The 26,375-nt window shown below is 28.3% G+C and carries 22 protein-coding genes, 1 pseudogene and 1 other annotated feature; of the genes and pseudogenes, 6 read left to right on the plus strand and 17 right to left on the minus strand.

Annotation, left to right across the window (positions count from 1 at the left end):
• Positions 1-109: 109 nt before the first annotated feature.
• Positions 110-697 carry a 50S ribosomal protein L25 gene (locus LQE93_RS00525; protein ID WP_055265927.1) on the minus strand — a complete coding sequence of 196 codons (588 nt, stop codon included), beginning with the start codon at positions 695-697 and terminating at the stop codon, positions 110-112.
• Positions 698-1,657: 960 nt separating this feature from the next.
• Between LQE93_RS00525 and glmS the strand changes: the two genes are divergently transcribed.
• Together glmS and LQE93_RS00535 are read left to right on the plus strand one after the other, a co-directional pair.
• Positions 1,658-3,484: a glutamine--fructose-6-phosphate transaminase (isomerizing) gene (glmS, locus tag LQE93_RS00530; protein ID WP_055265929.1), complete on the plus strand. Its 1,827-nt coding sequence runs from the start codon at positions 1,658-1,660 to the stop codon at positions 3,482-3,484.
• 22 nt (positions 3,485-3,506) lie between these two features.
• Entirely contained in the window at positions 3,507-3,671 is a 165-nt protein-coding gene (locus LQE93_RS00535) for a hypothetical protein (protein ID WP_172675755.1), read from the plus strand.
• A 48-nt stretch (positions 3,672-3,719) separates the two neighbouring features.
• On the opposite strand, the gene LQE93_RS00540 is transcribed toward LQE93_RS00535, so the two are convergent.
• The 6 genes from LQE93_RS00540 to zapA all read right to left on the minus strand — a co-directional run bounded on the left by LQE93_RS00540 (position 3,720) and on the right by zapA (position 11,422).
• Positions 3,720-4,736 (minus strand): hypothetical protein, encoded by a 1,017-nt coding sequence (locus LQE93_RS00540; RefSeq protein ID WP_055265931.1) that lies wholly within the window; start codon positions 4,734-4,736, stop codon positions 3,720-3,722.
• Positions 4,737-5,186, minus strand: a complete 450-nt coding sequence (locus LQE93_RS00545) for a DUF523 domain-containing protein (RefSeq protein WP_055265932.1) — start codon at positions 5,184-5,186, stop codon at positions 4,737-4,739. It abuts the gene before it with no gap.
• A gap of 122 nt (positions 5,187-5,308) precedes the next feature.
• On the minus strand, positions 5,309-7,666 hold the full coding sequence (locus tag LQE93_RS00550; protein WP_231071625.1) for an endonuclease MutS2: 2,358 nt from the start codon (positions 7,664-7,666) through the stop codon (positions 5,309-5,311).
• An 18-nt stretch (positions 7,667-7,684) separates the two neighbouring features.
• On the minus strand, positions 7,685-8,026 hold the full coding sequence (locus LQE93_RS00555) for a hypothetical protein (protein WP_055265936.1): 342 nt from the start codon (positions 8,024-8,026) through the stop codon (positions 7,685-7,687).
• A gap of 11 nt (positions 8,027-8,037) precedes the next feature.
• A complete protein-coding gene (locus LQE93_RS00560) occupies positions 8,038-10,392 on the minus strand; it encodes a DUF3656 domain-containing U32 family peptidase (protein ID WP_055265938.1) in 2,355 nt (784 codons plus the stop codon).
• Positions 10,393-10,531: 139 nt separating this feature from the next.
• Positions 10,532-11,422 (minus strand): cell division protein ZapA, encoded by an 891-nt coding sequence (gene zapA / locus LQE93_RS00565; protein WP_055265940.1) that lies wholly within the window; start codon positions 11,420-11,422, stop codon positions 10,532-10,534.
• Between the two features lie 144 nt (positions 11,423-11,566).
• On the opposite strand from zapA, the gene LQE93_RS00570 reads away from it, so the two are divergent.
• Positions 11,567-12,484 carry a radical SAM protein gene (locus tag LQE93_RS00570; protein WP_055265942.1) on the plus strand — a complete coding sequence of 306 codons (918 nt, stop codon included), beginning with the start codon at positions 11,567-11,569 and terminating at the stop codon, positions 12,482-12,484.
• A 79-nt stretch (positions 12,485-12,563) separates the two neighbouring features.
• On the opposite strand, the gene LQE93_RS00575 is transcribed toward LQE93_RS00570, so the two are convergent.
• On the minus strand, positions 12,564-13,100 hold the full coding sequence (locus LQE93_RS00575; protein ID WP_055265944.1) for a hypothetical protein: 537 nt from the start codon (positions 13,098-13,100) through the stop codon (positions 12,564-12,566).
• A gap of 201 nt (positions 13,101-13,301) precedes the next feature.
• Here LQE93_RS00575 and LQE93_RS00580 point away from each other — a divergent pair, with 201 nt between their 5' ends.
• Complete coding sequence (locus tag LQE93_RS00580; RefSeq protein ID WP_055265946.1) at positions 13,302-14,183, plus strand: DUF2156 domain-containing protein; 882 nt, start codon at positions 13,302-13,304, stop codon at positions 14,181-14,183.
• 276 nt (positions 14,184-14,459) lie between these two features.
• On the opposite strand, the gene pheT is transcribed toward LQE93_RS00580, so the two are convergent.
• The 6 genes from pheT to ytxC form a co-directional block, all read right to left on the minus strand.
• A complete protein-coding gene (gene pheT / locus LQE93_RS00585; RefSeq protein WP_055265947.1) occupies positions 14,460-16,838 on the minus strand; it encodes a phenylalanine--tRNA ligase subunit beta in 2,379 nt (792 codons plus the stop codon).
• A gap of 17 nt (positions 16,839-16,855) precedes the next feature.
• Positions 16,856-17,875: a phenylalanine--tRNA ligase subunit alpha gene (pheS, locus tag LQE93_RS00590; RefSeq protein ID WP_055265949.1), complete on the minus strand. Its 1,020-nt coding sequence runs from the start codon at positions 17,873-17,875 to the stop codon at positions 16,856-16,858.
• 70 nt (positions 17,876-17,945) lie between these two features.
• Positions 17,946-18,166 (minus strand) — a binding site (T-box leader).
• Between the two features lie 61 nt (positions 18,167-18,227).
• Positions 18,228-19,010 (minus strand): TrmH family RNA methyltransferase, encoded by a 783-nt coding sequence (locus tag LQE93_RS00595; RefSeq protein WP_055265952.1) that lies wholly within the window; start codon positions 19,008-19,010, stop codon positions 18,228-18,230.
• 11 nt (positions 19,011-19,021) lie between these two features.
• On the minus strand, positions 19,022-19,693 hold the full coding sequence (locus LQE93_RS00600; RefSeq protein WP_055265954.1) for a potassium channel family protein: 672 nt from the start codon (positions 19,691-19,693) through the stop codon (positions 19,022-19,024).
• A 10-nt stretch (positions 19,694-19,703) separates the two neighbouring features.
• Positions 19,704-21,050, minus strand: coding sequence for a TrkH family potassium uptake protein (locus LQE93_RS00605; protein ID WP_055265956.1), 1,347 nt, complete (start codon positions 21,048-21,050; stop codon positions 19,704-19,706).
• 248 nt (positions 21,051-21,298) lie between these two features.
• Positions 21,299-22,189, minus strand: coding sequence for a putative sporulation protein YtxC (gene ytxC / locus LQE93_RS00610; RefSeq protein WP_231071626.1), 891 nt, complete (start codon positions 22,187-22,189; stop codon positions 21,299-21,301).
• Between the two features lie 133 nt (positions 22,190-22,322).
• On the opposite strand from ytxC, the gene LQE93_RS00615 reads away from it, so the two are divergent.
• Positions 22,323-23,024: a DUF6873 family GME fold protein gene (locus tag LQE93_RS00615; RefSeq protein WP_055265958.1), complete on the plus strand. Its 702-nt coding sequence runs from the start codon at positions 22,323-22,325 to the stop codon at positions 23,022-23,024.
• A gap of 100 nt (positions 23,025-23,124) precedes the next feature.
• On the opposite strand, the gene hslO is transcribed toward LQE93_RS00615, so the two are convergent.
• From hslO to LQE93_RS00630, 3 genes and pseudogenes are all read right to left on the minus strand, one after another.
• The gene (gene hslO / locus LQE93_RS00620; protein ID WP_055265959.1) at positions 23,125-24,000 is read right to left on the minus strand and encodes an Hsp33 family molecular chaperone HslO; all 876 of its coding nucleotides are present in this window, start codon (positions 23,998-24,000) and stop codon (positions 23,125-23,127) included.
• Between the two features lie 16 nt (positions 24,001-24,016).
• Positions 24,017-24,790, minus strand: a pseudogene (locus LQE93_RS00625) (class I SAM-dependent DNA methyltransferase); the annotation flags it as partial.
• Positions 24,791-24,928: 138 nt separating this feature from the next.
• A complete protein-coding gene (locus LQE93_RS00630; RefSeq protein WP_055265962.1) occupies positions 24,929-25,180 on the minus strand; it encodes a small, acid-soluble spore protein, alpha/beta type in 252 nt (83 codons plus the stop codon).
• Positions 25,181-25,378: 198 nt separating this feature from the next.
• On the opposite strand from LQE93_RS00630, the gene LQE93_RS00635 reads away from it, so the two are divergent.
• Entirely contained in the window at positions 25,379-26,362 is a 984-nt protein-coding gene (locus tag LQE93_RS00635) for an aspartate-semialdehyde dehydrogenase (protein WP_055265964.1), read from the plus strand.
• Positions 26,363-26,375 lie beyond the last annotated feature (13 nt).

The raw sequence follows: 26,375 nt of genomic DNA on the forward strand, positions 1-26,375 counted from the left end.
TTATACCTCCTAAATGTTATCTTGTATATTATATAACATTTTTGGAAATTTTCAAATAAAAAGTATGAGCTTTTTTAGCAATTATTGCTATAGCTCATACTCCATAATTTTATTCTGCTTCTTCTACTGCATCCATATCATCTGAAACAGTTTTTCTTTCATAACTAACTGCTGCTACAACTGAATTTAAATCATCTAAAATTGATATTTCTGATGCAACTTCTAAATCTCCAAGCTTATATACAGAACCTACTGTTCCATCACCAACATTTAGATTTATAAATTTTGGTAAAGAATCTACATTGCATTCGATTTTTACGCTATCTTTTTCCTTTTGTAATACTGTTCCTCTGCGATTTATATATTCTTCTCCAACATAGTGTATTGGTACAGATGAAACAATTTTATCTTTACCTTTTAACTCTTCTAAATCTAAATGAATAATTTTATTTGTTGCAGGGTCTCTTTGTATCTCTTTAATTAAAGCTTTATGATTTTCTCCATTTAAAAGTACATCAATTATTCCATGCTCACCAGTTGAAGATATTTCATGTATAAATTCTAAGTCTCCAACCTCAAACATTAAATTATTTATTGCTTTTCCATATAGCACTCCAGGAATATTCCCATTCTTTCTAGATTTTTTTGCACTATTTGGTATATTTTTATCTCTTATTTTCAATTCTAAACTTGACAAAATAATTCCTCCTATCAATAAAACTCTCTTGAATATTCTTAACAAAAAATCTATCTTTTATTCATTTCTTTTACGTTTATCCAAAAAAACAATATATTTCTATGAATAAATTCCTCTAATTACTGAACTTCATTCCATTCATTTAAAGTTTTATCTAATCAATCCATATAAACATTAATAAACTGAAAATTTTTTATAAAAAACTATTTATAAAATATAATGATATTTTTATTGAGTTTTTTCATCATTTTTTTCATGTAACAACTTGCAAATTTTGTACTATATTATAATTAAGATTCCAATTTTTGAAATATTTATTCTAGACAAAAATAATTTTTATGATAGAATTAAGTCGTTAAATAATTTTTCAAAGAAAGGAGGACAATATTATAGAGTTTAATTTTTATCACAAAAATAAAAAGCGCCAGAACTTAAGTGTGATAATCCTTACTAATAAATAAAATTAGTAAGATGAAAAATCGTAGATTTGGATTTTTTAAGCCGCTCAGCTTATGCCGAGTGATATAGGCGAACTGAATCTAAGATTTTCATATAAAAATTTCAGCTAAAAATCAGGTAAGTTCATCTAACTAATTAAAGATTTGTTAGATTGAATAGGAAACTCCTACTGTGTAGGAGTAAGTTCGCCTAACCAAATCAGAGATTTATTTAGGTTGTGAGAAACTCCTATACAGTAGGAGTAAGTTCCACCAACTAAATCAAAGATTTAGGATCTCACTTAAGTTGACGAGGATGGGGAGTATCGAATTCTTCGGCGGGTGCCCCACGGTATCGCACTACCGTTAACAGTTAGTAAATCTATGAAGTGATTTGTAGGACAACACTAACTTGGTGTTAAAACCACCTATTGGTTTTGGATTTATAGGGATTTTATACCCTTTTTGAAAACAATAGTTATAACTTAATTATTATAAGAGAATAGGAAGGAAGATTAAATTTATGTGCGGAATAGTTGGATATGTAGGAAAAAGACAGGCTTCTTCTGTCTTAGTAGAAGGTTTATCAAAATTAGAATATAGAGGATATGACTCTGCAGGTATTGCAGTAATTAACGATGGAGAAATAGAAGTTAGAAAGTTTAAAGGTCGTCTTCAAAATCTTGCAAATAGTTTAAATGAAAAGCCTATAAACGGTAATATTGGAATCGGTCATACAAGATGGGCTACACACGGAGAACCATCTGATGTTAATTCTCATCCACACTCTAATGCTAATGTAACTTTAAGTGTTGTTCATAATGGAATAATAGAAAATTATATTAAATTAAGAGAGTGGCTAATTTCTAAAGGATATACTTTTTTCTCTGAAACAGATACAGAAGTAATACCAAATTTAATAGATTTTTATTATGATGGTGATTTATTTGATGCTGTTGTTAAAGCAACTTCAAAATTAGAAGGAAGCTTTGCCATAGGTGTTATAAATAAAAATGAACCTGATAAACTTATCGCAGTAAGAAAAGATAGTCCATTAATAGTTGGTTTAGGTGAAGATGAATTCTTTATAGCTTCAGATATTCCTGCTGTTTTAAATTACACTAGAAATGTCTATCTTTTAGAGGATAAGGAATTTGTTATTTTAACAAAAGATGGTGTAGAGCTTAAAACTGAGGAAGGCGAAAAGATAGATAAAGAAATTTATCATGTTACTTGGAATGTAGATGCAGCTGAAAAAGGTGGATATGAAGACTTTATGTTAAAAGAAATTCATGAACAACCAAGAGCTGTTAAAGATACTTTATTAGGTAAAATATCATTAAATAAAGAGATTACTCTTGATAATATAACCTTCACTAAAGAAGATCTTGAAAACTTTGATAAAATATATATAGTAGCTTGTGGTACTGCTTACCATGCTGGTGTAGTTGGTAAAACAGTTATTGAAAAACTGGCAAAAATCCCTGTAGAAGTAGATATAGCTTCAGAATTTAGATATAGAGATCCTATGATTACAGATAAAACTTTAATAATTGTAGTTTCTCAATCTGGTGAAACTGCTGATACACTTGCAGTATTAAGAGATGGGAAAAAACAAGGTGCAAGAATATTAGCAATAACTAATGTTGTTGGTTCATCTGTTTCAAGAGAGGCTGATGATGTATTCTATACTTTAGCTGGACCTGAAATCGCAGTTGCCTCAACAAAAGCATATGTAACTCAATTAGCAGCTTTCTATATTCTTGGATTATATTTTGCATCATTAAAAAACACTTTAAGTGATGAAGAGATTGAAACTATTAAGTCTGAATTATTACAAATTCCTGATAAAATAGAAAAAGCTCTTACTATGAAAGATTCATTACAAAAATTTGCATCATCACACTATAACCATAAAGATATGTATTTCTTAGGTAGAGGGTTAGATTATGCAGTTGCAATGGAAGGTTCATTAAAGTTAAAAGAGATATCTTACATTCATTGTGATGCATATGCTGCTGGAGAATTAAAACATGGTCCTATAGCATTAATAGAAAAAGATACTGCTGTTATTACTCTTTTAACACAAGAATTCTTAAAAGATAAGATGATTAGTAATGTTAGAGAAGTATCTACTAGAGGTGGTAATATATTTGCTGTCGTTAATGAAGGTGATACTATAGCTAAAGAAGTTTGTGATGATTTAGTTTATATTCCAAAAACTATAGACTTATTAACACCGCTTGTAAGTGTAGTTCCACTTCAACTTATTGCATACTATATAGCTAAACAAAAAGGTTGCGATGTTGATAAACCAAGAAATTTAGCTAAGTCTGTAACAGTTGAGTAGTTGTTTTGTTGGAGGTATTAAAATGCACGAAGAGGTATTGAGACTTTTAAACCAATATAAAGAAACCGAAGCATTAATGAACCAATATATTAATCTTCTAGATGAAAAAGATTATGCTCAAGGTAAAATAGATTTAATTAAAACAATAATTGCTGACTTAGAAAGTTTATTAACTTTATCTAAATAGATAAAAATAGCTAGAGATAAAATCTCTAGCTATTTTCATATTTCTTTATTAAATTACAGTTGATAAAAACTTTCGTAATTCTAAATCTAAAGAGTTATCTTTTAAGTACAATAATCTATAATTTATTTCATTATCATCTTTATTTAATGAATAATAACTTACAGCTGCTTTAACTCTAATATCGTCTGGCACATTAGTAAAATCTATAATGCCTTTTTCACCTTTTAGTATTAAATCTGCGTCTAATTTTCCATCATAAAGAGCTAACACTTTAAAAAATATAAGCTCATCTTCTATATAACTTCCTCTTAAATTAATTCTATTAATTACAGTATCATAAGCATATTCTAAATTATTATCTAATAAATATTTTTTATAATATAACTCTAATAGTCTATCTACTTTTGCACTATTCTTAATTTGAGATAAGAAAGTTAAAACTCTAATAATTTCATCTTCTCTTAATGGTTTCATAATATATATTATTGAATCAATAATTTTTTGTCTTTCAATATCTCTTGCTGCAAGCTTACAAAGCAAATTAATAGCTTTAAAGCTTACTTCTGACGGCATTACAGATATCTTTAATAACTCATCAACACCATCCTCACCAAATCCATATAAAATGGTTAGAACCGCATTTTCAACCGTCCTACCCCATTGTCCTAATTCTTCATATTTCATCTTCCATCTTTGTGGTTTTGATACTCTTCCCTTTAAATAATCTTTAACATGCTCAACGTTTCTTACACCAATGGCTCTTGTAGCTTCTTTAACAGTGTTTTGTACAGAATCAAAATCTGTATAGTTTTCAATTACTTTTAAAATTTCTTCAGTGATTATATAATCTAATCTCTCTGGAGACATTTCTTCAAAGTTCTGCTCTACCTCTTTAGATTTTATTTCATCAAAACTTTCCTCTATTTTAAAATTATATTGGATGCTTTCTATTGTTTTTATTTCTTCATTTTCCCCATAACTATCTTCTTCATTTATATATTCTATTTTTTCTTCATCTTCTACTCTTTTATGTTCTTTATTTTTGAAAAAATCAAATATCCCCATCTATTTTCCTCCTATATCATTTTCACTTATAACAGAAATTCCGTTTTGAACTAAAATTTCTGCAGTAATACCTCTACCTTTTATTTTATTTCCCTTAAAAGTCCCATCATAAATATAATTAACACCACACGAAGGACTACCATCTTTTAATATAGCACCTTCTATATTAAGCTTTTTAGCAATTTCTTCAACTTCTTTTGCGCCTTTTACAAATTCTTCTGTAACATCCCTTCCATCTTTAGTTAATATTTTACCTCTTCTTTTTAATATTTCCTCAGCTTCATTATTCATTTCACTAGGAACTCTAGGAGTAGGTAATCCCCCTAATTGTTCAGGACAAATAAGTATTGCCTTACCACTTTTAAATAAATCATCGCAATATTTAGAATAATTATTACCACCATTATATTTACAATTTACACCACATAAACAAGCACTAATTAAATACATACAATATCCCTCCAATATACTACAATTATAGCATAGTCTATTTATCTTTTAAATTACATAACAATTAATTTATCCATAAAAATTGGAGCAAAGATATATAAAATCTTTACCCCAACTAGTATCTATTTTAACTCAACTATAGTTACTCCATCTCCACCTTCACCATATACACCTAGTCTATATGATTTAACATGAGGATGTCTTTTTAACATATCATTTATAGCTTTTCTAAGAATTCCAGTACCTTTTCCATGAACAACAGTAACTTCTCCTAAATTAGCCATATATGCTTCATCTAAATATTTATCAGTTCTATAACACGCTTCCTCAGCATCCATTCCTCTCAAATCTATTCTACTCTCAACAGATTTTAAATTTAACTTTACCTCTCTTTTTTTCTTTTCTTTCTTTACTGGAGTAACTTCAACTTTTCTTAAATCCTTTAGTTTAACATTTATTTTCATTATACCTGCTTCAACTTGTACTTCACCTTTATTGTCAGGCATTGAAATTACAATAACTCGTTGATTTAAAGAAGGTAAAAATGCTTCCATTCCTAGTGTAACATTTTTTAAAGGCTCTCCATTGTTTTCTCTTACTTTAATCATTGCAGCTTCTTTTTCCTCAAGACTTTCCTTAAGCTTTCTTCTTTCTGCTTCAAGCCTATTTCTTCCACCTTCTGCAATTCCCATTTTCTCAAGTTCTCGCATAGCCTTAACTATTTCATCGGCTTCATCTTTAGCTCTGCTTATTATATCTTTAGCTTCTCTTCTTGCTTCTTCATATGCCTTATCTCTAACTTTATCTAACTTTTGAAGTTTTTCTTCGTATTTCTTTTTAAGCTCTTCTGCTTCTTCTTTTATTCTCTTTGCTTCTCTTGCATCTTTATTAGCAATTATGCTCTTTTCTTGTAAATCTCTAATAAGATCTTCAAATTGAAGATTTTCTTTAGACATATAATCTTTAGCTTTTACAATTATATCTTCACCTAATCCAAGTCTTTTAGAAATTTCAAATGCATTTGACTTTCCTGGAATACCAATTAACAACCTATATGTAGGCTTTAAAGTCTCAACGTCAAACTCTACAGATGAATTCTCAACTCCTACTGTTCTAAGCGCATAACCTTTTAACTCACTATAGTGAGTTGTTGCTATAAGTCTAGTACCTCTATTTTTAAGTGTTTCAATTACCGCTACAGCCAAAGCAGCCCCTTCAGTTGGATCTGTACCTGAACCTAATTCATCAAATAACACCAATGAATCTTCATCAGCATCTTCTAAAATTGATACTATATTAGTCATATGAGATGAAAAAGTTGATAAAGATTGCTCTATGCTTTGCTCATCACCAATATCTGCAAATATTTCTTTAAAGAAACCTACTGCTGATCCATCTCTTGCTGGTATTAACAATCCACTTAATGCCATAAGGTGTAAAAGTCCAACAGTCTTTAAAGTTACTGTTTTACCACCAGTATTAGGACCAGTAATCATAAGTGTTGTGAATTCTTCCCCTAAATATATATCCGAAGGAACAACTACCTTCGGGTCAATAAGAGGATGTTTTCCTCCAATTATATCAAAGCTTCTATCCTCTCTAACAGTAGGTATTACTGCATTTAGATTTGATGCGTATTTACCTTTCGCAAAAATAAAATCTAGCTCTGTTAAAATTTTATAATTGTTCCTTACTTCTTCGATATTATCATATACTTTTGAAGAAAGTTCAGATAATATTCTTTCTATTTCCGCCTTTTCTTTAAGCATAAGTTCTTTTATTTCATTATTTAAATTAACTAAGCTCATTGGTTCAATAAACAAAGTAGCTCCGGTAGAGCTTTGATCATGTACTAATCCTGGAACGGCACCTTTATATTCTGCCTTAACAGGTATTACATATCTATCTCCTCTCATTGTATAAATAGAATCTTGTAAATACTTAGAATTAGCTCTAACTATAGAATTAATCTTTTCCCTTACAGATGAATTTTTCTCTTTTAAACTTCGTCTTATTCCATATAAAGTTCCACTTGCCTTATCACTTATTTCCTCTTCAGAAACTATAGCATTTTCAATATCACTCTCCAACTTTCTTATCGGTGTAAGAATATATGCCAAGTCTTCTAAATGCTTATATGATATCTCATCTTCTTTTCTTTCAATATACTCTTTAAATCTCCTAGAACATCTAAGCATTCCACCAATTCTTAAAAGTTGACCAGCTGTTAAAACTCCACCTTTTCCCGCTCTTTCTAAAGCTTCTCTTGTATCAAATAACCCTTCAAATGGCGGTGCTCCTTTTCTTATAAGTATATCTAAAGCCTCATTGCTTTCTTCTAATTTATTCTTCACTTCAAATATAGACTTATATGGCGCAAGTTCGTCAACTAATCTCTTACCACTCTCTGTTATTGCATATGATCTTAATTTATGTTTAATTTTATTAAATTCTAGCACTCTTAGAGTTTTTTCTTTCATAACTCTCTCCTTATTTACCTACTTAAATTCGTTTATCTTATTATCATATTTTATTCTACTTAAAATACTAAAGATTATAAAAAGCACAGCAAAAATTATTGATATTATACTTATAATATTTTCGTATCTATTCCCAATCTTGCTAAAAGTAGATAATACTATTAAAATCATTCCCAGCATCAATGCTATTAAAATTATATTTTTCTTCCAAAAATTTTTTAACAATGCTGTGGCATTAATTTTTTTACTTCTATCAAGACTTTTAAACCACTCATATCTTATTAATTTATTAGAATCTATCATTTCATATATACTAAAGATACATCCTATAAAAAGTAATAATATAGCAATTATTTTCATGACCATCCCTCTTACTCTATTCCTCTTCTAAATTGTCCTTTTGTATAATCTTTACTTTCAAAGTCTAAATTATTTTTATAAATATTATAAACTTTCTTAACTTCATCATAGCTTTCATCTCTAAAATCAAATCTGAATGATGTTATTCCAAATTCTTTTATAGAATCTATTTCATCAAATAAGTTTAATGGAACAGGATTTAATATATAACTTCTACAATAAAGATCAGTCATAACTCTTAATCTTTCATTAACTCTATCAATAAGTGTAAATTTATCCTTTGAACATGCAATATTACACTTCTGTTCTGAATTTTTTCCACCAAAAGTACTTCCTATAGGACAATATTCACTTATCATTAGCTCTGGTTTGCCATAAACTATCATAGCCATATTTCCTTTTGCTTTTTTAGCAAGAGCTTTTATTTCTCCTCTATTAAGTTCTAAGCTTAAAGTAGGTAACTCTATATCCTTTTGATAAAATTTTAAGCTTTCTGAATTCATTATATTTAATTTATAATCACCAATTATATATAACTCATCCTTAAATACATTTATTATCCCTACATTAGAACTAACTATACCTTTAATATAAGGTTTAACCTTATTTATAGTTTCACATACAGAGTTAAATTCACCTTTAACTATAGTAGATGTCTTTACATAAAATCTAATATCACCTTTATATTTCTCACTAAGCTCTATTAAATCCTTTGATCTCAAAGCATTTAATTCTCTACTAAATAAATCAAATGCTATATCCTTAGCTCCACATTCTATTAATGCATTTGCCTGTTCTTTTGTAATACAGCTAAATACTTCATTTATATTTTCCTTATTAATTATATTATCTTTATATATTATCTTATCAGGTCTTCTTCTTCTATAACTCTTACTTATGCTTTTAGCTATAGATTCTAACGCATCTCTTCTTAAATTATTTAAATCAGCTACTCTTAAAAATCCATCTTCAAAATTTTCAAAAACTACTTCTTCAAATTTAAAAGGAACATCTCCTGATTTTTTTAAAGCATCTTCTATTCTCTCTTTATCTAATGGTCTTTTTTCAGCCCTTTGAACGACTTCTCCTAAGAATTTGTAGTCTTTTCCATTGTAAGTAACTTCTAAAGAAAAAGGTTTATCAATCTCAAATCTTACATTAGCTTTTAATGGTATCTTCTTATAAAATGGTTTTAAATATCCTTCTAATTCATCAAATAACTCTTTATTTAAGCTTTTAAATAATTCATCACCTTTTTTATAATCTATTGGAAATATTTTTACTTTATCTCCTCTTTTACCTTCTTTAATCTCATTACCATTTAAAAGCATCTTACTTAATGTAAATCCTTTATCTCTATATCTAATTCCATCACCAAGCTTAATATCCTCTTTCAGCACTACTTCACCATTATTATCAACCTTTCCTAATGGAATTCCTGCATTTTTAGGTGAATTATAGCTCATCATATCCTTGCCTGTATCTTTTTGTAAGAATGCTTTTGTAAATCCACTTCTATTAAATAATTGAAGTAACTGTCTCTTTCCAGCTTGACTATCATATTTTGAGTTAAATAAAGCTTTATCTACTGCTTTTCTATAGTTATCAACTACACCTGCCACATATTCAGCTCTCTTCATTCTACCTTCAATCTTTAATGAATACGTACCAGTATTTATAACTTCATTTACATCTTCTATAGTACACATATCTTTAGGACTTAATAGATATCCTCTTTTTTCACCAGACTTTTCACCCTTTAAAGTGTATTCCATTCTACACGGTTGAGCACATCTACCTCTATTACCACTTCTTCCACCTATAATAGAACTCATTAAACATTGTCCAGAATAACTTATACATAATGCTCCATGAACAAACATTTCTGTCTCTATAGCTAAATCTTTAGATATATATTTAATTTCATCTAAACTTAATTCTCTTGATAAAACTATTCTATGAAACCCCTTGTCTTTAAAATATAAAGCTGCTTCTCCATTGTGTACTGTTAATTGAGTTGATGCATGCAATTCAAAATCTTTAAAATCTTCTCTTATCCTCTTTAGCAAGCCTACATCTTGTATTATTAAAGCATCTACTCCTATTTCATATAAGAATCCTACATATTTTACAGCCTCATCTATTTCATTTTCCTTAAGAATAGTATTTAATGTTACATATACCTTAACGTCATAACTATGAGCATAATCTATAGCTTTAATCATATTATCATTATCAAAATTTGATGCATATGCTCTTGCTGAAAACTTATTTCCTCCAAGATATACTGCATCAGCACCTTTATTTATCGCAGCATAAAGACTTTCCATGCTACCAGCCGGAGCTAAAACTTCCACTCTTTTCATAAGAATCTCTCCTATATAATTTAAATTTACTCTTTTGTTTATTTTGTACTTATTTTGTTATATCATAAATATATTTACTTTTCCATCTTAACTTAACCATATTTCTAAAAGAAAAGCCTGTCCGCAATAGGACAGACTCTTATTTTAACAATGGATTTTTTATTTTTTTCTCTATTGCAAGGTTAAAATTTGCATCATTTAATTTTTTCTCTAAGTCTAATAATTTATATCTTGAATTTTGCAATTTGAACTTCAACTCTTTATTACTCTTTTTAAGAACTTCTTTTTCATTTTCTATACTATTTATTCTACTCTTTAGTTTTTTAATTTCATCACTATTATATTTACACTCTTCAATTTCTTTTTCCTTTAATATTACTTCATCTTTTAAAGAAACCTCTGCTTTTTTCAACTCTTCATTTTTTAAATTAAGTAAAGTAAGTTCTTGTTTTTTACCTTCTAAAGCATTCTTTAATTCTTCTACTTTTCTATCATAAGAGTCTGTTAAACTATCTTTTTCATAAGCAAAATTTTGTTTTAACTCTTCTGTTTTTGTTACAAAATTCTTTTCTAATTCTTCCTTTTCAGCTTGTAACTTTTGCTTTGTTTCTTCTAATTCTTTATGCAAATTATCTATTGTACTATATAAATTATCAACTTCTTTAATTTTCTCTTCCATAGAACAAATAATACTTTTTAAATTATCAATCTCATTGTTCTTTGTTTTGTTATACTCTTCAGAATCTACCTTAACTTCTTTAAGTCTTTCTTTTAGAGCCATACACTTTTCTTCTAAAGAATTTTTTCTTTTAACTAATTCTTCATTATCTAGTTCACACTTAAAATATTCATCAGCAATATTTAAGGCTGATAATACAGCAACAGCTGTGGTACTTAGCTTATTATTATTTGCTGATATTTCTTTGAACTTACCATCAACATACTCTGCTACTGCTAACAGATATTTTTCATTTTCTTTGCCTTTTAAATTATATTCCACACCATTTATCTTAACCGTTACCGTGTTCATGTTACACCCCTCGTTTACTATAATTACTTATATTATACCATATTAAGCTTTAAATAACTATACCTTCCTTAGTTAATACCACAGTTTAGGAGATTATTTGATAAATTTTCTTAACCTTGATATACTTTCATAGAGGTGTTTATATTGAACTATAATTTTTTATTAGAAAAATGTACTCTTTGTGTAAGAAACTGTAATGTAAATAGGCTTAATGGCCAAATAGGTGTTTGTAATTCTACTGCTTCATTAAAAATAGCAAGAGCTAAACTTCATTATTGGGAAGAGCCATGTATTTCTGGAAATAACGGATCTGGTACAGTTTTCTTCTCTAATTGTAACTTAAAATGTGTATTTTGCCAAAATCACTCTATATCACAAGAAGGAAATGGCTTAGAAATATCTATAGAAAGATTGTCAGAAATATTTTTAGAACTTCAACTTCAAGGAGCCCATAATATTAACTTAGTTACACCAACACATTATGTACCTCAAATAATTGAAGCTTTAAAAATCTCAAAAAGCAAAGGACTTAATATTCCTATACTTTATAACACTAATTCATTTGATTCATTAGAAACTATAAAAATGCTTAATGGATATATAGATGTTTATCTACCAGATTTTAAATACTTTGATGATAAATATGCAATTAAATATTCAAAGGCTCAAGGTTATAGCAAAAATACATTAGAAATCATAAAAGAAATGGTTTCACAAGTAGGTAAGCCACAATTCAAAGATGATATAATTCAAAAAGGAGTTATAGTAAGGCATTTATTACTACCTGGTCTTTTGTTTGATTCTAAGAAGGTTATAGATACACTTTATAACAACTTCGGAGATGATATATATATATCTTTTATGAATCAATACACTCCTTTACATAATGCTAAGAACTTTCCGGAAATAAATAAATCTATAAATCCTAAAATTTATGATTCACTTGTAAATTATGCAATAAGTATAGGTGTAAAAAACGGATTTATCCAAGAGGAAGGTACTAGTTCCGAAAGTTACGTTCCTAGCTTTAAAAATGAAGGAGTAAAATCTATAGATAGTTAAAGATTAATAATTAATATAAAAAGTCAGCTTTCGCTGACTTTTATAAATAAATTCTTGTTTACTAATTCTTAATTATTAATTAAACTATTCCCATCTTACTGATAACTCCATCTAGTAATGCTTTCTTTTTTTGATTTAAGTATTCCCCATAGTACTTTTCTTCTTCACCAGCAAACAATGCTTCTACTGCAACATTATCAACTTCTCTTAAAATTATCATATTAATATCTCTTCTATACGTCTTTTCTAATGTAGAGAACATTTTATTATATTCTTCAATTCCTCTTGTCTTTTTATATTTTCTTATTAATGAATCAAGACTAGTATCATACTTTTTAATCTTATAAATTATATTCTCAATAGTTTTATTTTTATTTTTTAAGAAATATTTCTCATAATCTAATTTTATACCTAATAATTCATTTATAGAGTATTCTTTATTACAAACATTAAATGTTACTTTACCTTCTTCAAAAAGTTTAGTAATAATATAATTCATTATTTTGTCATTATTACTCCACTTATCTATTATTTCTTCTTGTCCACCAACTATCTCAATAGCTTTTTTAAGTTGTCCAATTTTTTCTTCTAAAACTTTATTATTTATACTACTCATTGTCTACTCCTTAATGTCTATTTCTTCATAATAGAAATTTATTAATTAATACTTAATAGTTTTTCTTTTATATTTTACATATATTCATATATAATTACAAGTTTCTATTTATCTTTCTAAATATCATTATAATTATCACCATCTCTTTTCTAAAAAAATATTATAAACTATATATATTTTTTCACAAAGGAGAGGACAGTTTTGTTAGATTTACATCCAATTTCTTATAAAGATAAAAACTTGATAAACTACTATTCTAATTTTATAAATACATCTTCATATGAATATTCTTTTAATTCACTATATTTATGGAAAGACCTTTGTAAAACTAATTTAACTACTATTTACGATACCTTAGTAATTCAAAAATATGATGATGAAAAAGGCTTTTTCTTCATGATGCCTTATTATAAAAATGTAGAATCATTATATAAAACTTTAGATTATTTAAAATCAAACTATGAAAATTATCAATATCTATTAGGTGATATTGATAGTGATCATATTGAGCTACTAAAAAACAATTATGACTTAGAAATACTTGAAAATAAAAAATCATTTGAATATATCTATCTTACTAGTGATTTGATAAACCTTAAAGGGAAGAAGTATCATAAAAAAAGAAATCATTACAATAATTTTATTAATTTATACAACTACAATTATTCGTCTATTAATAATGAAAAAATTATTGAAGACTGCTTAGATCTTCTAAATAAATGGGAAAATAAAAAATGTATTTGCTCTAAAGAGCTATTGATAGAACCTATAGCTGTAAAAAATATTTTATATTCACTTGATGATTTATCTTTGAAATCTATAGCATTATATGTTGATAACAAGTTAGTTGGTTTTTCAATTGGAGAAAAATTTAAAGATTCAGCAATAATCCATATCGAAAAATGTAATGCAAACTATCGTGGTGTATATGCTTTTATTAATAATGAATTTTTAAAAACAAGCTTTAGTGATACTATCTACGTAAATAGAGAAGAAGATTGTGGTCATGAAGGTTTGCAAAAATCAAAAGAATCTTATCACCCTTATAAAGTTTTAAATAAATATTTTATAAAAATAAAGTAGTAATTCAAAAGCGAATTACTACTTTGTTTTTAAGTTAAAAGGAAACTCCTACTCACATACGTTCGTAGGAGTAAGTTCACCTTGCCAAATCTAAGATTTGGAGGCTTACTTAGCTATGCATAAATTCCGATATCCAACTTCAAGATTTGGATCGTCATTTATACTCTGTATAACTTTCACTAGCTAAATCTGTGATTTAATTTTTTATGAGAAACTCCTTCTCCTTAGGTCGAAGGAGTAAGTTCGCCTTGCCAAATCTAAGATTTGGAGGCTTACTTATCTTAACACAGCTCCTAGTTTGTGTTCTAATGCTTTTAGAATTTTATCGTGAACTTTAGATATATCTTTATCTTCTAAAGTTTTCTTTTCATCTCTGTAAGCTATAGCGTAAGCAATTGACTTTTTACCTTCTGGTATTTGTGCTCCCTTATAGATATCAAATAATTGTACTTTCTCTACTAAGTTTCCACCAGCTCTTCTTATACAATCTTCTATATCTGCAACTAATATAGAGTCATCACATAAAAGTGCAATATCTCTAGTTACAGCTGGGAACTTTGGTAATGGTTTATATGCCTTTACAGTTGTTGCTGCTTGGAATAACATATCTAAATCTAATTCTGCAACATAACAATCTACATCTATACCATAATTTTCAGTTACATCTGGGTGAACTTCTCCAAATACTCCTGCTTTCTTATTTCTAACCATTAATGCAGCAGTTTTTCCTGGATGGTAGCTTGGATTTTCACTTTCACGAGCATATTTAGCTTTATCTATCCCTAATCCTTCGATTACATTTTCAACTATACCTTTAAGATCAAGGTAATCGCAATCTCCATATATACCTATAGTTAAAATATTCTTTTCTGTTGGTAGCTCAGTTTCTACTTCATTAGGAATATATACTCTTCCTATTTCAAATAATCTAACATAATCATTATTTCTAGAGTAGTTTCTAGCTAAACATTCCATTATTGATGGTAAAGTAGTAGTTCTCATTACACTGTAATCTTCACCTAATGGATTCTTTATCTTTACAACATTTCTAAGTTCACTATCTTCAGGTATATTAACTTTATCAAATACCTTAGGTGATACAAATGAGTAGCTAATAGATTGATTTACACCACTACCAATCATTATATCTACAACTTTATCAGTTAGTAATTCATTCTTATATTTAGGTTCTCTCTCAGTTGATACCTTAAATACTGTTGTTGGAATCTTATCATATCCATAAATTCTTGCTACTTCTTCAGCAATATCTTCTTTTATAGCTATATCTATTCTAAATGTTGGTATAGTTATTACTAACATTTCACCGTTAATCTCTGTTTTTAAATCTAGAGAATCTAAAGCTTCTTTCATTTCTTCCTTAGATATCTCTGTTCCTAAGAACTTATTAATCCAAGCTGAGTCTACAGTTATAGAACCTTCTTCTTTAACTTGATTATAAACATCTATAGTTCCTTCCATAACTTTTCCGCAACCTAGTTCGCAAATAAGTGCACAAGCTCTATCTATTGCAAGTTTAGCTAAGTTTGGATCTATATCTTTATCAAATCTTGAAGAACTTTCAGATCTTAAGTTTAACTTCTTAGAGCTAACTCTTATATTAGTTCCTTCAAAGTTTGCTGATTCAAAAATAACTTCTGTTGTATCATCTTGAATTTCTGAGTTTAATCCACCCATAATTCCAGCTATAGCAACAGACTTTTCTCCATCTTTAATCATTAAGAAATCTGAAGTTAATTCTCTTTCAACTTCATCTAAAGTAGTGAACTTTTCTCCATCTTTAGCTTTTTCAACAACTATTTTACCGCTTTCTATTTGTCTAGCATCAAAAGCGTGCATTGGTTGACCAATCTCTAACATAACAAAATTAGTTATATCAACTATGTTATTAATAGGTCTAACCCCTGCTTCTAAAAGTCTTTCTTGCATCCAACCTGGCGATGGCATTACCTTTACATTTTTAACACCTCTAGCCATGTATCTTCTACATAAATCATCTCTAACTTCAACTTTTAATTCATCATTAATATTAGCTGATGACTTAACTTCATAGCTCATATTTGGCATCTTATAAGAAGTTCTTAACGTTGCTGCTGTTTCTCTAGCCATACCAACTATACTTAAACAGTCAGGTCTATTTGAAGTAATTTCAAAATCTAATATAGCTTTATTTAATCCTAAATATTCTTTTATATCCATTCCAAGAGGTGCATCTTGTGGTAATATCATTAATCCATGAACTGGTTCATCTCCAGCAATTCCTAATTCTTCTTCAGAACAGAACATTCCGTTAGATACTACACCTCTCATCTTACCTTTTTTAATTTCAGTTCCATCAGCTAAAATTGATTTATGAAGAGCAACTGGAACTACATCATCTTCTTTCATATTAGTTGCTGCTGTAACTATTTGTATTTCTTCTTCAGCCCCAATATTTACTTGACATACACTTAATCTATCAGCGTCTGGATGCTTTTCAATCTTAGTAATTTTACCCGTCACAACATTTTTTATATTGTCACCTTGTATAATAACCTCTTCTACAGCTGAACCTGAAAGAGTTAATTTATCACCTAATGTAACTGCATCTACATTTACTTCTGCATAATCTTTTAACCAATTATATGGTACTTTCATCTCACTTTACCTCCTAATTAAAATTGATTTAAAAATCTCATATCACTTTCGTATAATAATCTGATATCATCTATTCCGTATTTAAGCATAACCATTCTATCTACACCAAATCCGAAGGCAAATCCACTATAAACTTCTGGGTCTACTCCGCAATTTCTTAATACTTCAGGATGAACCATTCCACATCCTAGTATTTCAATCCATCCGCTTCCTTTACATACTCTACAACCTTCACCACCACATACAAAACAAGTTGCATCCATTTCTGCTGATGGCTCTGTAAATGGGAAGTGATGTGGTCTAAATTTAGTTACTACCTTATCTCCAAACATCTTTTTAGCAAATAATTCTAAAGTTCCTTTTAAATCTGCAAAAGTAACTCCCTTATCAATTACTAAACCTTCCATTTGATAGAATATTGGTGAGTGAGTAGCATCTACAGCATCTGATCTATAAACCTTCCCTGGAGATATCATCTTTATAGGAGGTTCTTGTTTTTCCATAGTTCTAATTTGAACTGGAGAAGTTTGAGTTCTAAGTACTATATTATCGTTTATATAAAAAGTATCTTGTTCACTTCTCGCTGGATGGTCTTTAGGTATATTTAATGCTTCAAAGTTGTAATGATCTAATTCAACTTCTGGACCTTCTTCTACAGTAAATCCCATTGAAATAAATATTTCTTTCATACTTTCTAATGTTAAATCTAATGGGTGTCTTTTCCCTATAACATTTCTTTTACCAGGTAACGATATATCTATAACTTCACTAGCAAGTTTAGCATTCTTTTCTTTTTCTTTAATCTTTTTGCTAACCTCTTCTAATCTTTCTTCTACTTCATTTTTAGCTTCATTAACTAACTTCCCAACTACTGGTCTTTCTTCTTTTGATAAAGCTCCCATACTTCTAAGAATAGTAGTAAGTTCCCCTTTTTTCCCAAGGTATTTAACTCTTATTTCTTCTAATGCTCCACTATTTTCTGCAGCAGATATTTCATCAAAAGCAGCTTCTTTAATTGCTAATAATTTTTCTTGCATTTGTATTCTCCCTTCTAACGAATTAAATTATGGTATTTTTTTCAATAAAAAAAGGATATTCAGCCCCCTACAAAGGGACGGAATATCCGCGTTACCACCCTAATTGATATTTATTATAAAACAAATATCCAACTTAATTTTAATAACGGCAAAAACCGCTAGCTACTACTTTGTTTCACAGCTAGTACTCCTGAGCGAACTTCAATATAAATTCTAATAAAAAGGCTTACAGTCATGACCTTTTCTCCCTGAAAAAGTCTTTATATCTACTCTCTCAATCATAGTATTTTTATATTAAATTACAACTGATTATACATCTAAAAGACAATATTTTCAATAGTTTTATGTAAATTTATTTATTTGATATATTTTGTCTAACTCTTTCAAATAAAATTATTGATGTTGCTATAGCTACATTTAATGACTCTGCTCCACCTGGCATTGGTATTTTCACTTTGATATCTGCCATTTCAAATATTTCATCACTGATACCATTTCCTTCATTTCCTACTGAAAGAATTATCTTTCCACTTAAGTCCTCTCTAAAGAAATCCTTAGATTCTTGAAGAGATGTAGCAACTAAGCTAAATCCATCATCTTTTAGTCCTTTTAAAAAAGTTAAATCATTATCATGTATTATTGGAACATAAAATATAGAACCCATAGTAGATCTAATAACCTTATCGTTATATATATCTACAGTACCTTTTGTTAATATTATTCCAGTTACTCCTGCTGCATGAGCAGTTCTAATTATAGTTCCTAAATTACCAGGATCTTGAACTTTATCGCATAGAAGATAAAAATCACCATTTAAATTTTCTCTGTTATCTTCAATTTCTAATAATGCAATTATACCTTGTGGATTCTCAGTTGAAGTAAGCTGCGAAAAAAGGCTATCTTCCATTAAATATACTTTTACGCAGTCTATATACTGTTCTAAATATTGATTTATTTTCTTTGCACCATCATTATTTACAACAATAGAATCTACTTTGCATCCTGCTTTAAATGCTTCTTGTATCAACCTAAAACCTTCGATTATATATTTTTGTTCTTTACTTCTACCTTTTCTATCTTTTAACTTTTTAGCTAATTTAAAAAAAGCATTTTCTTTACTTTCTATTGATATCAACTTATACACCTCTATTTTTGTTTAGCCATAATTTCTTCTATTTTAGCTAAGTCTTCTGCTGATCCAATAGCTACTATTATATCATCTGAAGAAATAACTTCATCAGCACTTGGAGAAATATTTATATCATCATCTTTCTTTATAGCCATTACGTTAATTCCATACCTACTTCTAAGCTTTAACTCTGTAAGATTCTTTCCATTCCACTCTTCTAAAGCTTTCATTTCCATTATACTATAATCAGGTGAAAGTTCTATATAATCTAAAATACTTGCAGATACAAGATTATGAGCTACTCTCACTCCCATATCCTTTTCTGGTAATACTACTCTATCTGCACCTATTTTATATAATACCTTAGCATGTAAATCACTTTGTCCTTTTGCTATTATATATTTAACTCCTAGATCTTTAACTAGAAGTGTTACCATAACACTAGCTTGTATATTTGAACCTATTGTTACTACTGCAACGTCAAAATTTCTTAGCCCTAACGTTCTAAGAGCTGACTCATCAGTTGCATCCATTTGTACTGCATGTGTTACAGAGTCTGAAATCTCTTGAACCATATCTTCATCCATATCTATAGCTAATACATCATGGCCTAATCCATAAAGTGTCTTTGCAACAGACTCTCCAAATCTCCCTAACCCTATAACTACGAATTGTTTATTTTTTGACATAATTACTCTCCTAACCTATTAGAATTTTTCCTTCTGGATATTTTACACCATTATTTTTTTTGTTTCTCATTAATGATAGAACTACTGTTAATGGGCCAACTCTACCTAAATACATCATTATCATTATTAAAACCTTACCTACTTCAGTAAGCTGTTGAGTTAATCCTACAGTTAATCCTACTGTTGCAAAAGCTGATGTAGTTTCATATAAAAGTGAAAGGAATGATGCTCCTTGTTCTGTATATGATAAAAGCATAGTAGCACTCATCACTAAAACTCCACCTATAAAAAATAATGTAAAAGCCTTATATACTAACTCTTTAGGAAATCTTTTTTTAAATGCTTCTGCATCCTCACGACCTCTAATAACACAAATAACAGTTACTATTAATACTCCTATTGTAGTTGTTTTAATTCCTCCAGCTGTTGATCCTGGAGATCCACCTATAAACATAAGTATAATTGTTAATAAATTACCTGCATTTGTCATTCCATCTGTAGAAATAGAATTAAATCCTGCAGTTCTTGGAGTTACAGCTGCAAAAAATGAATTTACAAGCTTATCTCCTATATTCATATTTGCCAATGTATTTGGATTATTATGTTCGAAAATAAACATAAGTATTGTTCCTCCTACAACCAAAATAGCAGTAACTAAAATAACCATTTTAGAATGTATAGAAAGTTTTTTCATACTTTTAAAGTTATATACTTCAATCCAAACAGCAAAACCAATACCCCCAATAATAATTAGAGCACTAGCTACTAATATAACTACCCAATTACTACTATAACTTGTTAAGCTTGAAAAGTTACCAAACAAGTCAAATCCAGCATTACAAAAAGCTGAAATAGAATGGAATAAACTATAGAACATCCCTTTACCTATTCCATATTTAGGAATAAACTGTGTTGAAAATAAAAGTGCCCCTGATAGTTGAACAGTTATAGTAAATGTTAATACATATTGAACCATCTTTACAAGTCCCTGAATATTAAATGTATTCATAGCATCTTGTAATATCAACCTATCTCTTAATGTTATTTTTTTACCTAATATAATTGCTATCAGTGTTGTAAAAGACATAAATCCTAAGCCACCGATTTCAATTAAAAGCATAATAATTGTTTGACCAAACATACTCCAATGAGTTCCAGTATCTAGCGTTACTAACCCTGTTACGCAAACAGCTGATGTTGATGTAAATAGTGCATCTAAAAAATTAGTATATTGTCTAGTAGCAGATGATATCGGTAACGTTAAAATTATAGCACCTATTAATATCACTACTAAGAAACCTAATGCTAAAATCTGTACTCCTTTAAGTTTATTACTTTTTCTTAAATTAAATTGCATATCCTCACCTCGTAGGTTTCATTTTAACTACTTTTATTATTTTGCTCTACATATATTATTTTTATTTGTTGGGTAGTAATATTTGTCCTCCATGTATTTTACCATCTTTACATTTATTTTCATAGTACTGTATAAAATTTTATTAGTAATATAATAAAGGCGACTATCCTAGTCGCCTTAAAATAATCTATTTTAATAATTCCTAAATCTAAAAATTAGAAACTATATTTTTCTTAATAATAACATAACTAGATTTTTGTCTTAACTATTTTGCACTCACTGCATCCTTTACAACAATATGCTCTTTCGCCAAAGACATTAATTATTGTATTTATGAACTCTTTATTATTACATTTATCTTTCCCATGAATTATTACACTTTTAGGTGCATTAGTAATTAAGCCACTTATTATAATATCCTCTATATTAGCTTCTGTATCTACCTTACACTCTGAAAGTTCTTTAATAAATTCTTCAAATATATCATTACCATATTTATCTTTAATAATATATCCTCCACCATCTTGTATATAAATATTTATTTCATCAATTCTGCTCTCTTGAATATCAACAAAGTATTTTAATAATTTCACAAATTCCTTATATTCTTTTTCTACCATGTATTCTTCTACAACTTTTTCTATTATATCTTCAATCCCTTGCCTTAGTTCTTTCATTCTAAAAGTTATAAACCCTTGAATATTAATCTCTTCATTTTCTTCTAAACATTCTTTTATTTTTTCAATTATAGAATTCACTTTATTTATACAATATATCATTCTATCATCATTTACTGTAGAATCCCCTTTTAAAACGCTCATAATAATCTCTTCAACTTCTAATATTTCATCTTGCTTTAAAAAAAAGTAATTTTCCATTAGAAAGTCAAACATCTCTTTTTTTCTATATTGTTCAAGTATAATATTATATAATATATTACTTATATATAAATAAAGTGTATTTTTAACTTTTTCGTCATAACACTTTTCATCACATATAACCTTAACTGAATGAGTGTCACCTTCAAAACTTTCTACTATCCCTATCGTAATGTTTTTTTTCTTTAGTATGTCTCTCAATTCTTGTAGCTCTTTTACGAAATCAAAATCATCATTACGACGTAAATTCAATACTATCATAGATTTCACTCCCTTCTTAATAATAGTATGTATAAAAAAATTATCTATATACTATCAATCTTAGGTAAACAACCCTTGATTTTTTATTATTTTTCATATACGTTTATATTAAAATTATTAAAGGTGGGCTTATATGGTTGCATTTATTGATTATAGAACTACAACAACTGAAAAAAATTCGCTATCAAAACTTAATATAAACTTTATAGAAGTACCAAAAAATCCAATATTATATGATGCTATTGATGGTCACGTAGATATACAATTAAATATAATTGATAAAAAAGAAAAAAAAATAATTATACAAAAAGATATTGATGATACTTTTATTGAAAAACTTAAACTATATGATATTACCTATATAAAAAGTTTTAGTTCTCTTGCAGAAAAATATCCTGGAAATATCATGTTAAACGCCGCAATATTAGACGATGATATTATCCATAATTTTAAATATACAGATAAGAATCTTATCTCTTCCTTGGATAATAAAAAGTTCATCAACGTTAAACAAGGCTATTCTAAATGCTCAATACTACCGGTTAGAAATAAAGCTATCATAACAAATGATAAAGGAATATATGATACTTTAAAAACTGAAGGTTATGATATTTTACTACTTCCTCCTGGAGATATATTATTACCGGGACTAAATTATGGTTTTATTGGTGGCGTTGGTGGAAAAATATCCGATAACTCTTTAGCCTTTTTTGGTAATTTAAACAAATATAAATATGGAAAAGAAATAAAACATTTTTTAAACAAATATGATATTACTCCAGTTTATTTACATGAAGGCAAGTTAATTGATAGAGGCAGCTTACTATGTCTGTAAATTTACTCTTTTATATAATACGTATAAGTATCTTAAAAGTTGAATATATTTTGTTATTAAAAAACACCACTAAACTATAACAATTTAGTGGTGTAAAACATTAACTATTTAATAATTTTTGTATATCTTCTTTTGTAAATACATAGCTAGCATTACAGAAATGACATTTTAACTCTTCATCTTTTCCTTCTTCAGCAATTTCTCTAAGCTCTTTCTCTCCTATAGATATTAATGCCTTTTCAACTTTTTCTCTTGAACAGTTACACTTAAATTCAGGTTCAACTTCTTCTAATATTTTAAGATCCATACCATCAAAAATATATTCTATTATTTCTTTGATTGTTTTACCTTCATCAAGAAGAGTCGTTATTGACGGAATCTCTTCTAATCTATATGTTATTACATCTGCTAATAAATCATCAGCACCTGGCATCATTTGTACTATAAAACCACCAGCACATTTTATTGAATAATCAGTATTAACTAAAACTCCTAACGCTACAGCAGAAGGTGTTTGTTCTGAAACTGTAAAATAATAAGCTAAATCCTCAGCTATTTCTCCTGAAAATATTGGTACTTGCCCTACATATGGATCCTTTAATCCTAAATCCTTAATCACAATTAAATTTCCATTTTTTCCTATATATCCACCAACATCTAATTTATTCTTTGAGTTTAATGGTAAATCTCCATAAGGATTTCCTATATATCCTTTAACTATACCACCTTTATACGCAGTTACAACTACTCCTTCTGCATCTCCTCCACCATTTATCTTAAGAGTAGTTACATCTTTTTCTGATTTTAATGTACTTCCTAGTAAAGCACCTGCAGTTAACAATCTTCCTAAAGCTGCTGCTGCAACTGGTGTACATTCATGTATCTCACGTGCTTTTTCAACTAAATTTGTAGTTGACCCTGCAATAATTCTAACCATTCCTTCTTTAGCTGTCGCTGTTATAATTGTATCTTTCATTTAACTTCCCTCCAAATTATCTACTCTTCTTTACAACATACACTAATCTTTCACTATCCGCTTTAACTTTACAATCAGTATATCCATCAAATTTATTTATTATCTCTAAATTTGCAAGTTTTAAATATTTTTCAATATCTTCTTCTTTGTAAGCTCTTTCTAAATGTTCTTCCTCAAATCTTTCATATAAATCTCCATTTTTAACAAAGAAGGTCAAGAACATTGAAAGCAAACTATCTTCGAAAGTATTTTCCCATGTATAGAAAACTTCTTCTTCACTATATGTATATATATTGTTTCCTAATATTTGTGATAGTTTATAATATGAATTTATATCAAATATAAATATTCCATCATCGTTTAGGTGCTCATTTATAGACTGAAAATAAGATACTATTCCTTCTTCATCAATTATGTAATTTGTAGAATCCAGAACTGATGTTATTAAATCAAATTTTTTATTTAATCTTAACTCAGTCATATCTTGACATATTACTTTACCTTTTATCTTATTAACTTTAAACTTCTCAAAAGCTTCACGTAGCATATCTTCTGATAAATCTACAGCAAAAACATCTTTAAATTTTGTAGCTAAGCGTATAGTAACATTTCCAGTTCCGCAAGCTACATCTAAATAGTTATTAAAATTAATATTTTCTTCTTTACAAATATCAATTATTCTACTAACCATTTCATCATAATTTATATCTTCATTTATAAGTTCATCGTAGATTTTGGCGAATTCACCATATGCCATAAAATCCCCCCTCACTTGTAGTGATTTATTTAGGTAAAATTTGTAGAAATATAACTAACCCAAAGCTATATTTTTCTACAAACTATAATATATGTAAAAGTACTTTTAGTCAACGATAACCGAAACTTCTATTTATCATATTTTTTATTCTTATGCTAAATAACATTTAATTTACTTTCTACCTAAGATCTCATCATTAGTAGGTATTTTTAATTCTTTCTTTCTTTTAGTCATAATACCTCCAATACGCCCTGTTTCTTCAGCTGTTAAACCTGCCCATCCATACTCATCAACTTTCTCCTTTAATCCTAATTCATCTGCTATTTCATATTTTATTTTTTCTCTTAAAAGCTCTTCAGGTGTTAATTCTTTATTACTTTTTAATTTTGATTTAATAATTTTTTTTAATGGTGTTTTACTCATATTAGTTCCCCTTTAATAAATTTGTTATATGTATTTTCTCCAACAACATTATATTTATCCCCCTATATTTTTATAACTTATTTAGTTGTCCCTCATATATTGTTACTATGGTGAATAATTAACTTAATTAGATTAAAAATTCCTAAATAAAGATTATTTAATTTAAATTTATTTTACTTATTTGTAGGAGGATAACTTATGTACAATATTGCAATAGTCGGAGCTACCGGCAACGTTGGAAGAAAATTTCTAAGTATTTTAGAAGAAAGAAATTTTCCAATTAATCAGCTTTACCTTTTCGCTTCAAAAAAGTCTAATGGAACCCATCTTAAATTTAGAGGTAATAGCTATTTAGTTCAAGAAACTAGTGAAAATAATATAAAAGATAAAAAAATTGATTATGCTCTTTTTTCTGCAGGTGGTGATGCAAGTTTATACTTTGCTCCACTTTTCACTAAATATGGTGCTATCGTCATCGATAACTCTAATGCTTGGCGAATGAATGATGATGTTCCTCTAGTAGTTCCAGAAGTAAATCCCGAAGATTTAAAAAACCATAAAGGTATAATTGCTAATCCAAATTGTTCAACAATACAAGCTATGATTCCACTAAAGGCATTAAAAGATAATTATGGACTAAAGAGAATTATATATTCAACTTATCAAGCTGTATCTGGCGCAGGAATTGGAGGAATTAACGATTTAAAAAATGGTGCTTCTGGAATAACCCCTACTAAATTTCCTTATCAAATTTTTAATAATTGTATCCCTCAAATTGACGTATTTTTAGATAATGGATATACAAAAGAAGAAATAAAAATGATAAATGAAACAAAAAAAATTCTTCATGATAATGACTTAAAAATTACAGCTACGACAGTTAGAGTTCCAGTATTAAACTGTCATAGCGAGAGCATAAATGTAGAGCTTTTAAATAGTTATAATTTAGATGATATAATAACTATTTTCAACAACACTAGTGGGTTAACTGTTTATGATGAAAAAGAATCATTAAAATATCCTATGCCTATTATTGTAGATGGAGAAGATAATGTTTTTGTTGGAAGAATCAGAAGAGATTTTAGCATTGAAAATGGTCTTAATCTTTGGGTTGTAGGCGATAACTTGAGAAAAGGTGCTGCTTTAAATGCGGTGCAAATCCTTGAAACATTAATAAAATAATTTATAGGAGGTC

This window comes from Clostridium sp. NSJ-145 (genome assembly GCF_021044725.1).
GTDB classification, from domain to species: Bacteria; Bacillota; Clostridia; order Clostridiales; family Clostridiaceae; genus Clostridium; species Clostridium disporicum_B.

Coding starts and splice junctions, on each gene's coding strand:
- glmS (WP_055265929.1), top strand. CDS start 1,658: ATGTGCGGAATAGTTGGATATGTAGGAAAAAGACAGGCTTCTTCTGTC.
- LQE93_RS00535 (WP_172675755.1), top strand. CDS start 3,507: ATGCACGAAGAGGTATTGAGACTTTTAAACCAATATAAAGAAACCGAA.
- LQE93_RS00540 (WP_055265931.1), bottom strand. CDS start 4,736: ATGGGGATATTTGATTTTTTCAAAAATAAAGAACATAAAAGAGTAGAA.
- LQE93_RS00545 (WP_055265932.1), bottom strand. CDS start 5,186: ATGTATTTAATTAGTGCTTGTTTATGTGGTGTAAATTGTAAATATAAT.
- LQE93_RS00550 (WP_231071625.1), bottom strand. CDS start 7,666: ATGAAAGAAAAAACTCTAAGAGTGCTAGAATTTAATAAAATTAAACAT.
- LQE93_RS00555 (WP_055265936.1), bottom strand. CDS start 8,026: ATGAAAATAATTGCTATATTATTACTTTTTATAGGATGTATCTTTAGT.
- LQE93_RS00560 (WP_055265938.1), bottom strand. CDS start 10,392: ATGAAAAGAGTGGAAGTTTTAGCTCCGGCTGGTAGCATGGAAAGTCTT.
- zapA (WP_055265940.1), bottom strand. CDS start 11,422: ATGAACACGGTAACGGTTAAGATAAATGGTGTGGAATATAATTTAAAA.
- LQE93_RS00575 (WP_055265944.1), bottom strand. CDS start 13,100: ATGAGTAGTATAAATAATAAAGTTTTAGAAGAAAAAATTGGACAACTT.
- pheT (WP_055265947.1), bottom strand. CDS start 16,838: ATGAAAGTACCATATAATTGGTTAAAAGATTATGCAGAAGTAAATGTA.
- pheS (WP_055265949.1), bottom strand. CDS start 17,875: ATGCAAGAAAAATTATTAGCAATTAAAGAAGCTGCTTTTGATGAAATA.
- LQE93_RS00600 (WP_055265954.1), bottom strand. CDS start 19,693: ATGTCAAAAAATAAACAATTCGTAGTTATAGGGTTAGGGAGATTTGGA.
- LQE93_RS00605 (WP_055265956.1), bottom strand. CDS start 21,050: ATGCAATTTAATTTAAGAAAAAGTAATAAACTTAAAGGAGTACAGATT.
- ytxC (WP_231071626.1), bottom strand. CDS start 22,189: ATGATAGTATTGAATTTACGTCGTAATGATGATTTTGATTTCGTAAAA.
- LQE93_RS00615 (WP_055265958.1), top strand. CDS start 22,323: ATGGTTGCATTTATTGATTATAGAACTACAACAACTGAAAAAAATTCG.
- hslO (WP_055265959.1), bottom strand. CDS start 24,000: ATGAAAGATACAATTATAACAGCGACAGCTAAAGAAGGAATGGTTAGA.
- LQE93_RS00630 (WP_055265962.1), bottom strand. CDS start 25,180: ATGAGTAAAACACCATTAAAAAAAATTATTAAATCAAAATTAAAAAGT.
- LQE93_RS00635 (WP_055265964.1), top strand. CDS start 25,379: ATGTACAATATTGCAATAGTCGGAGCTACCGGCAACGTTGGAAGAAAA.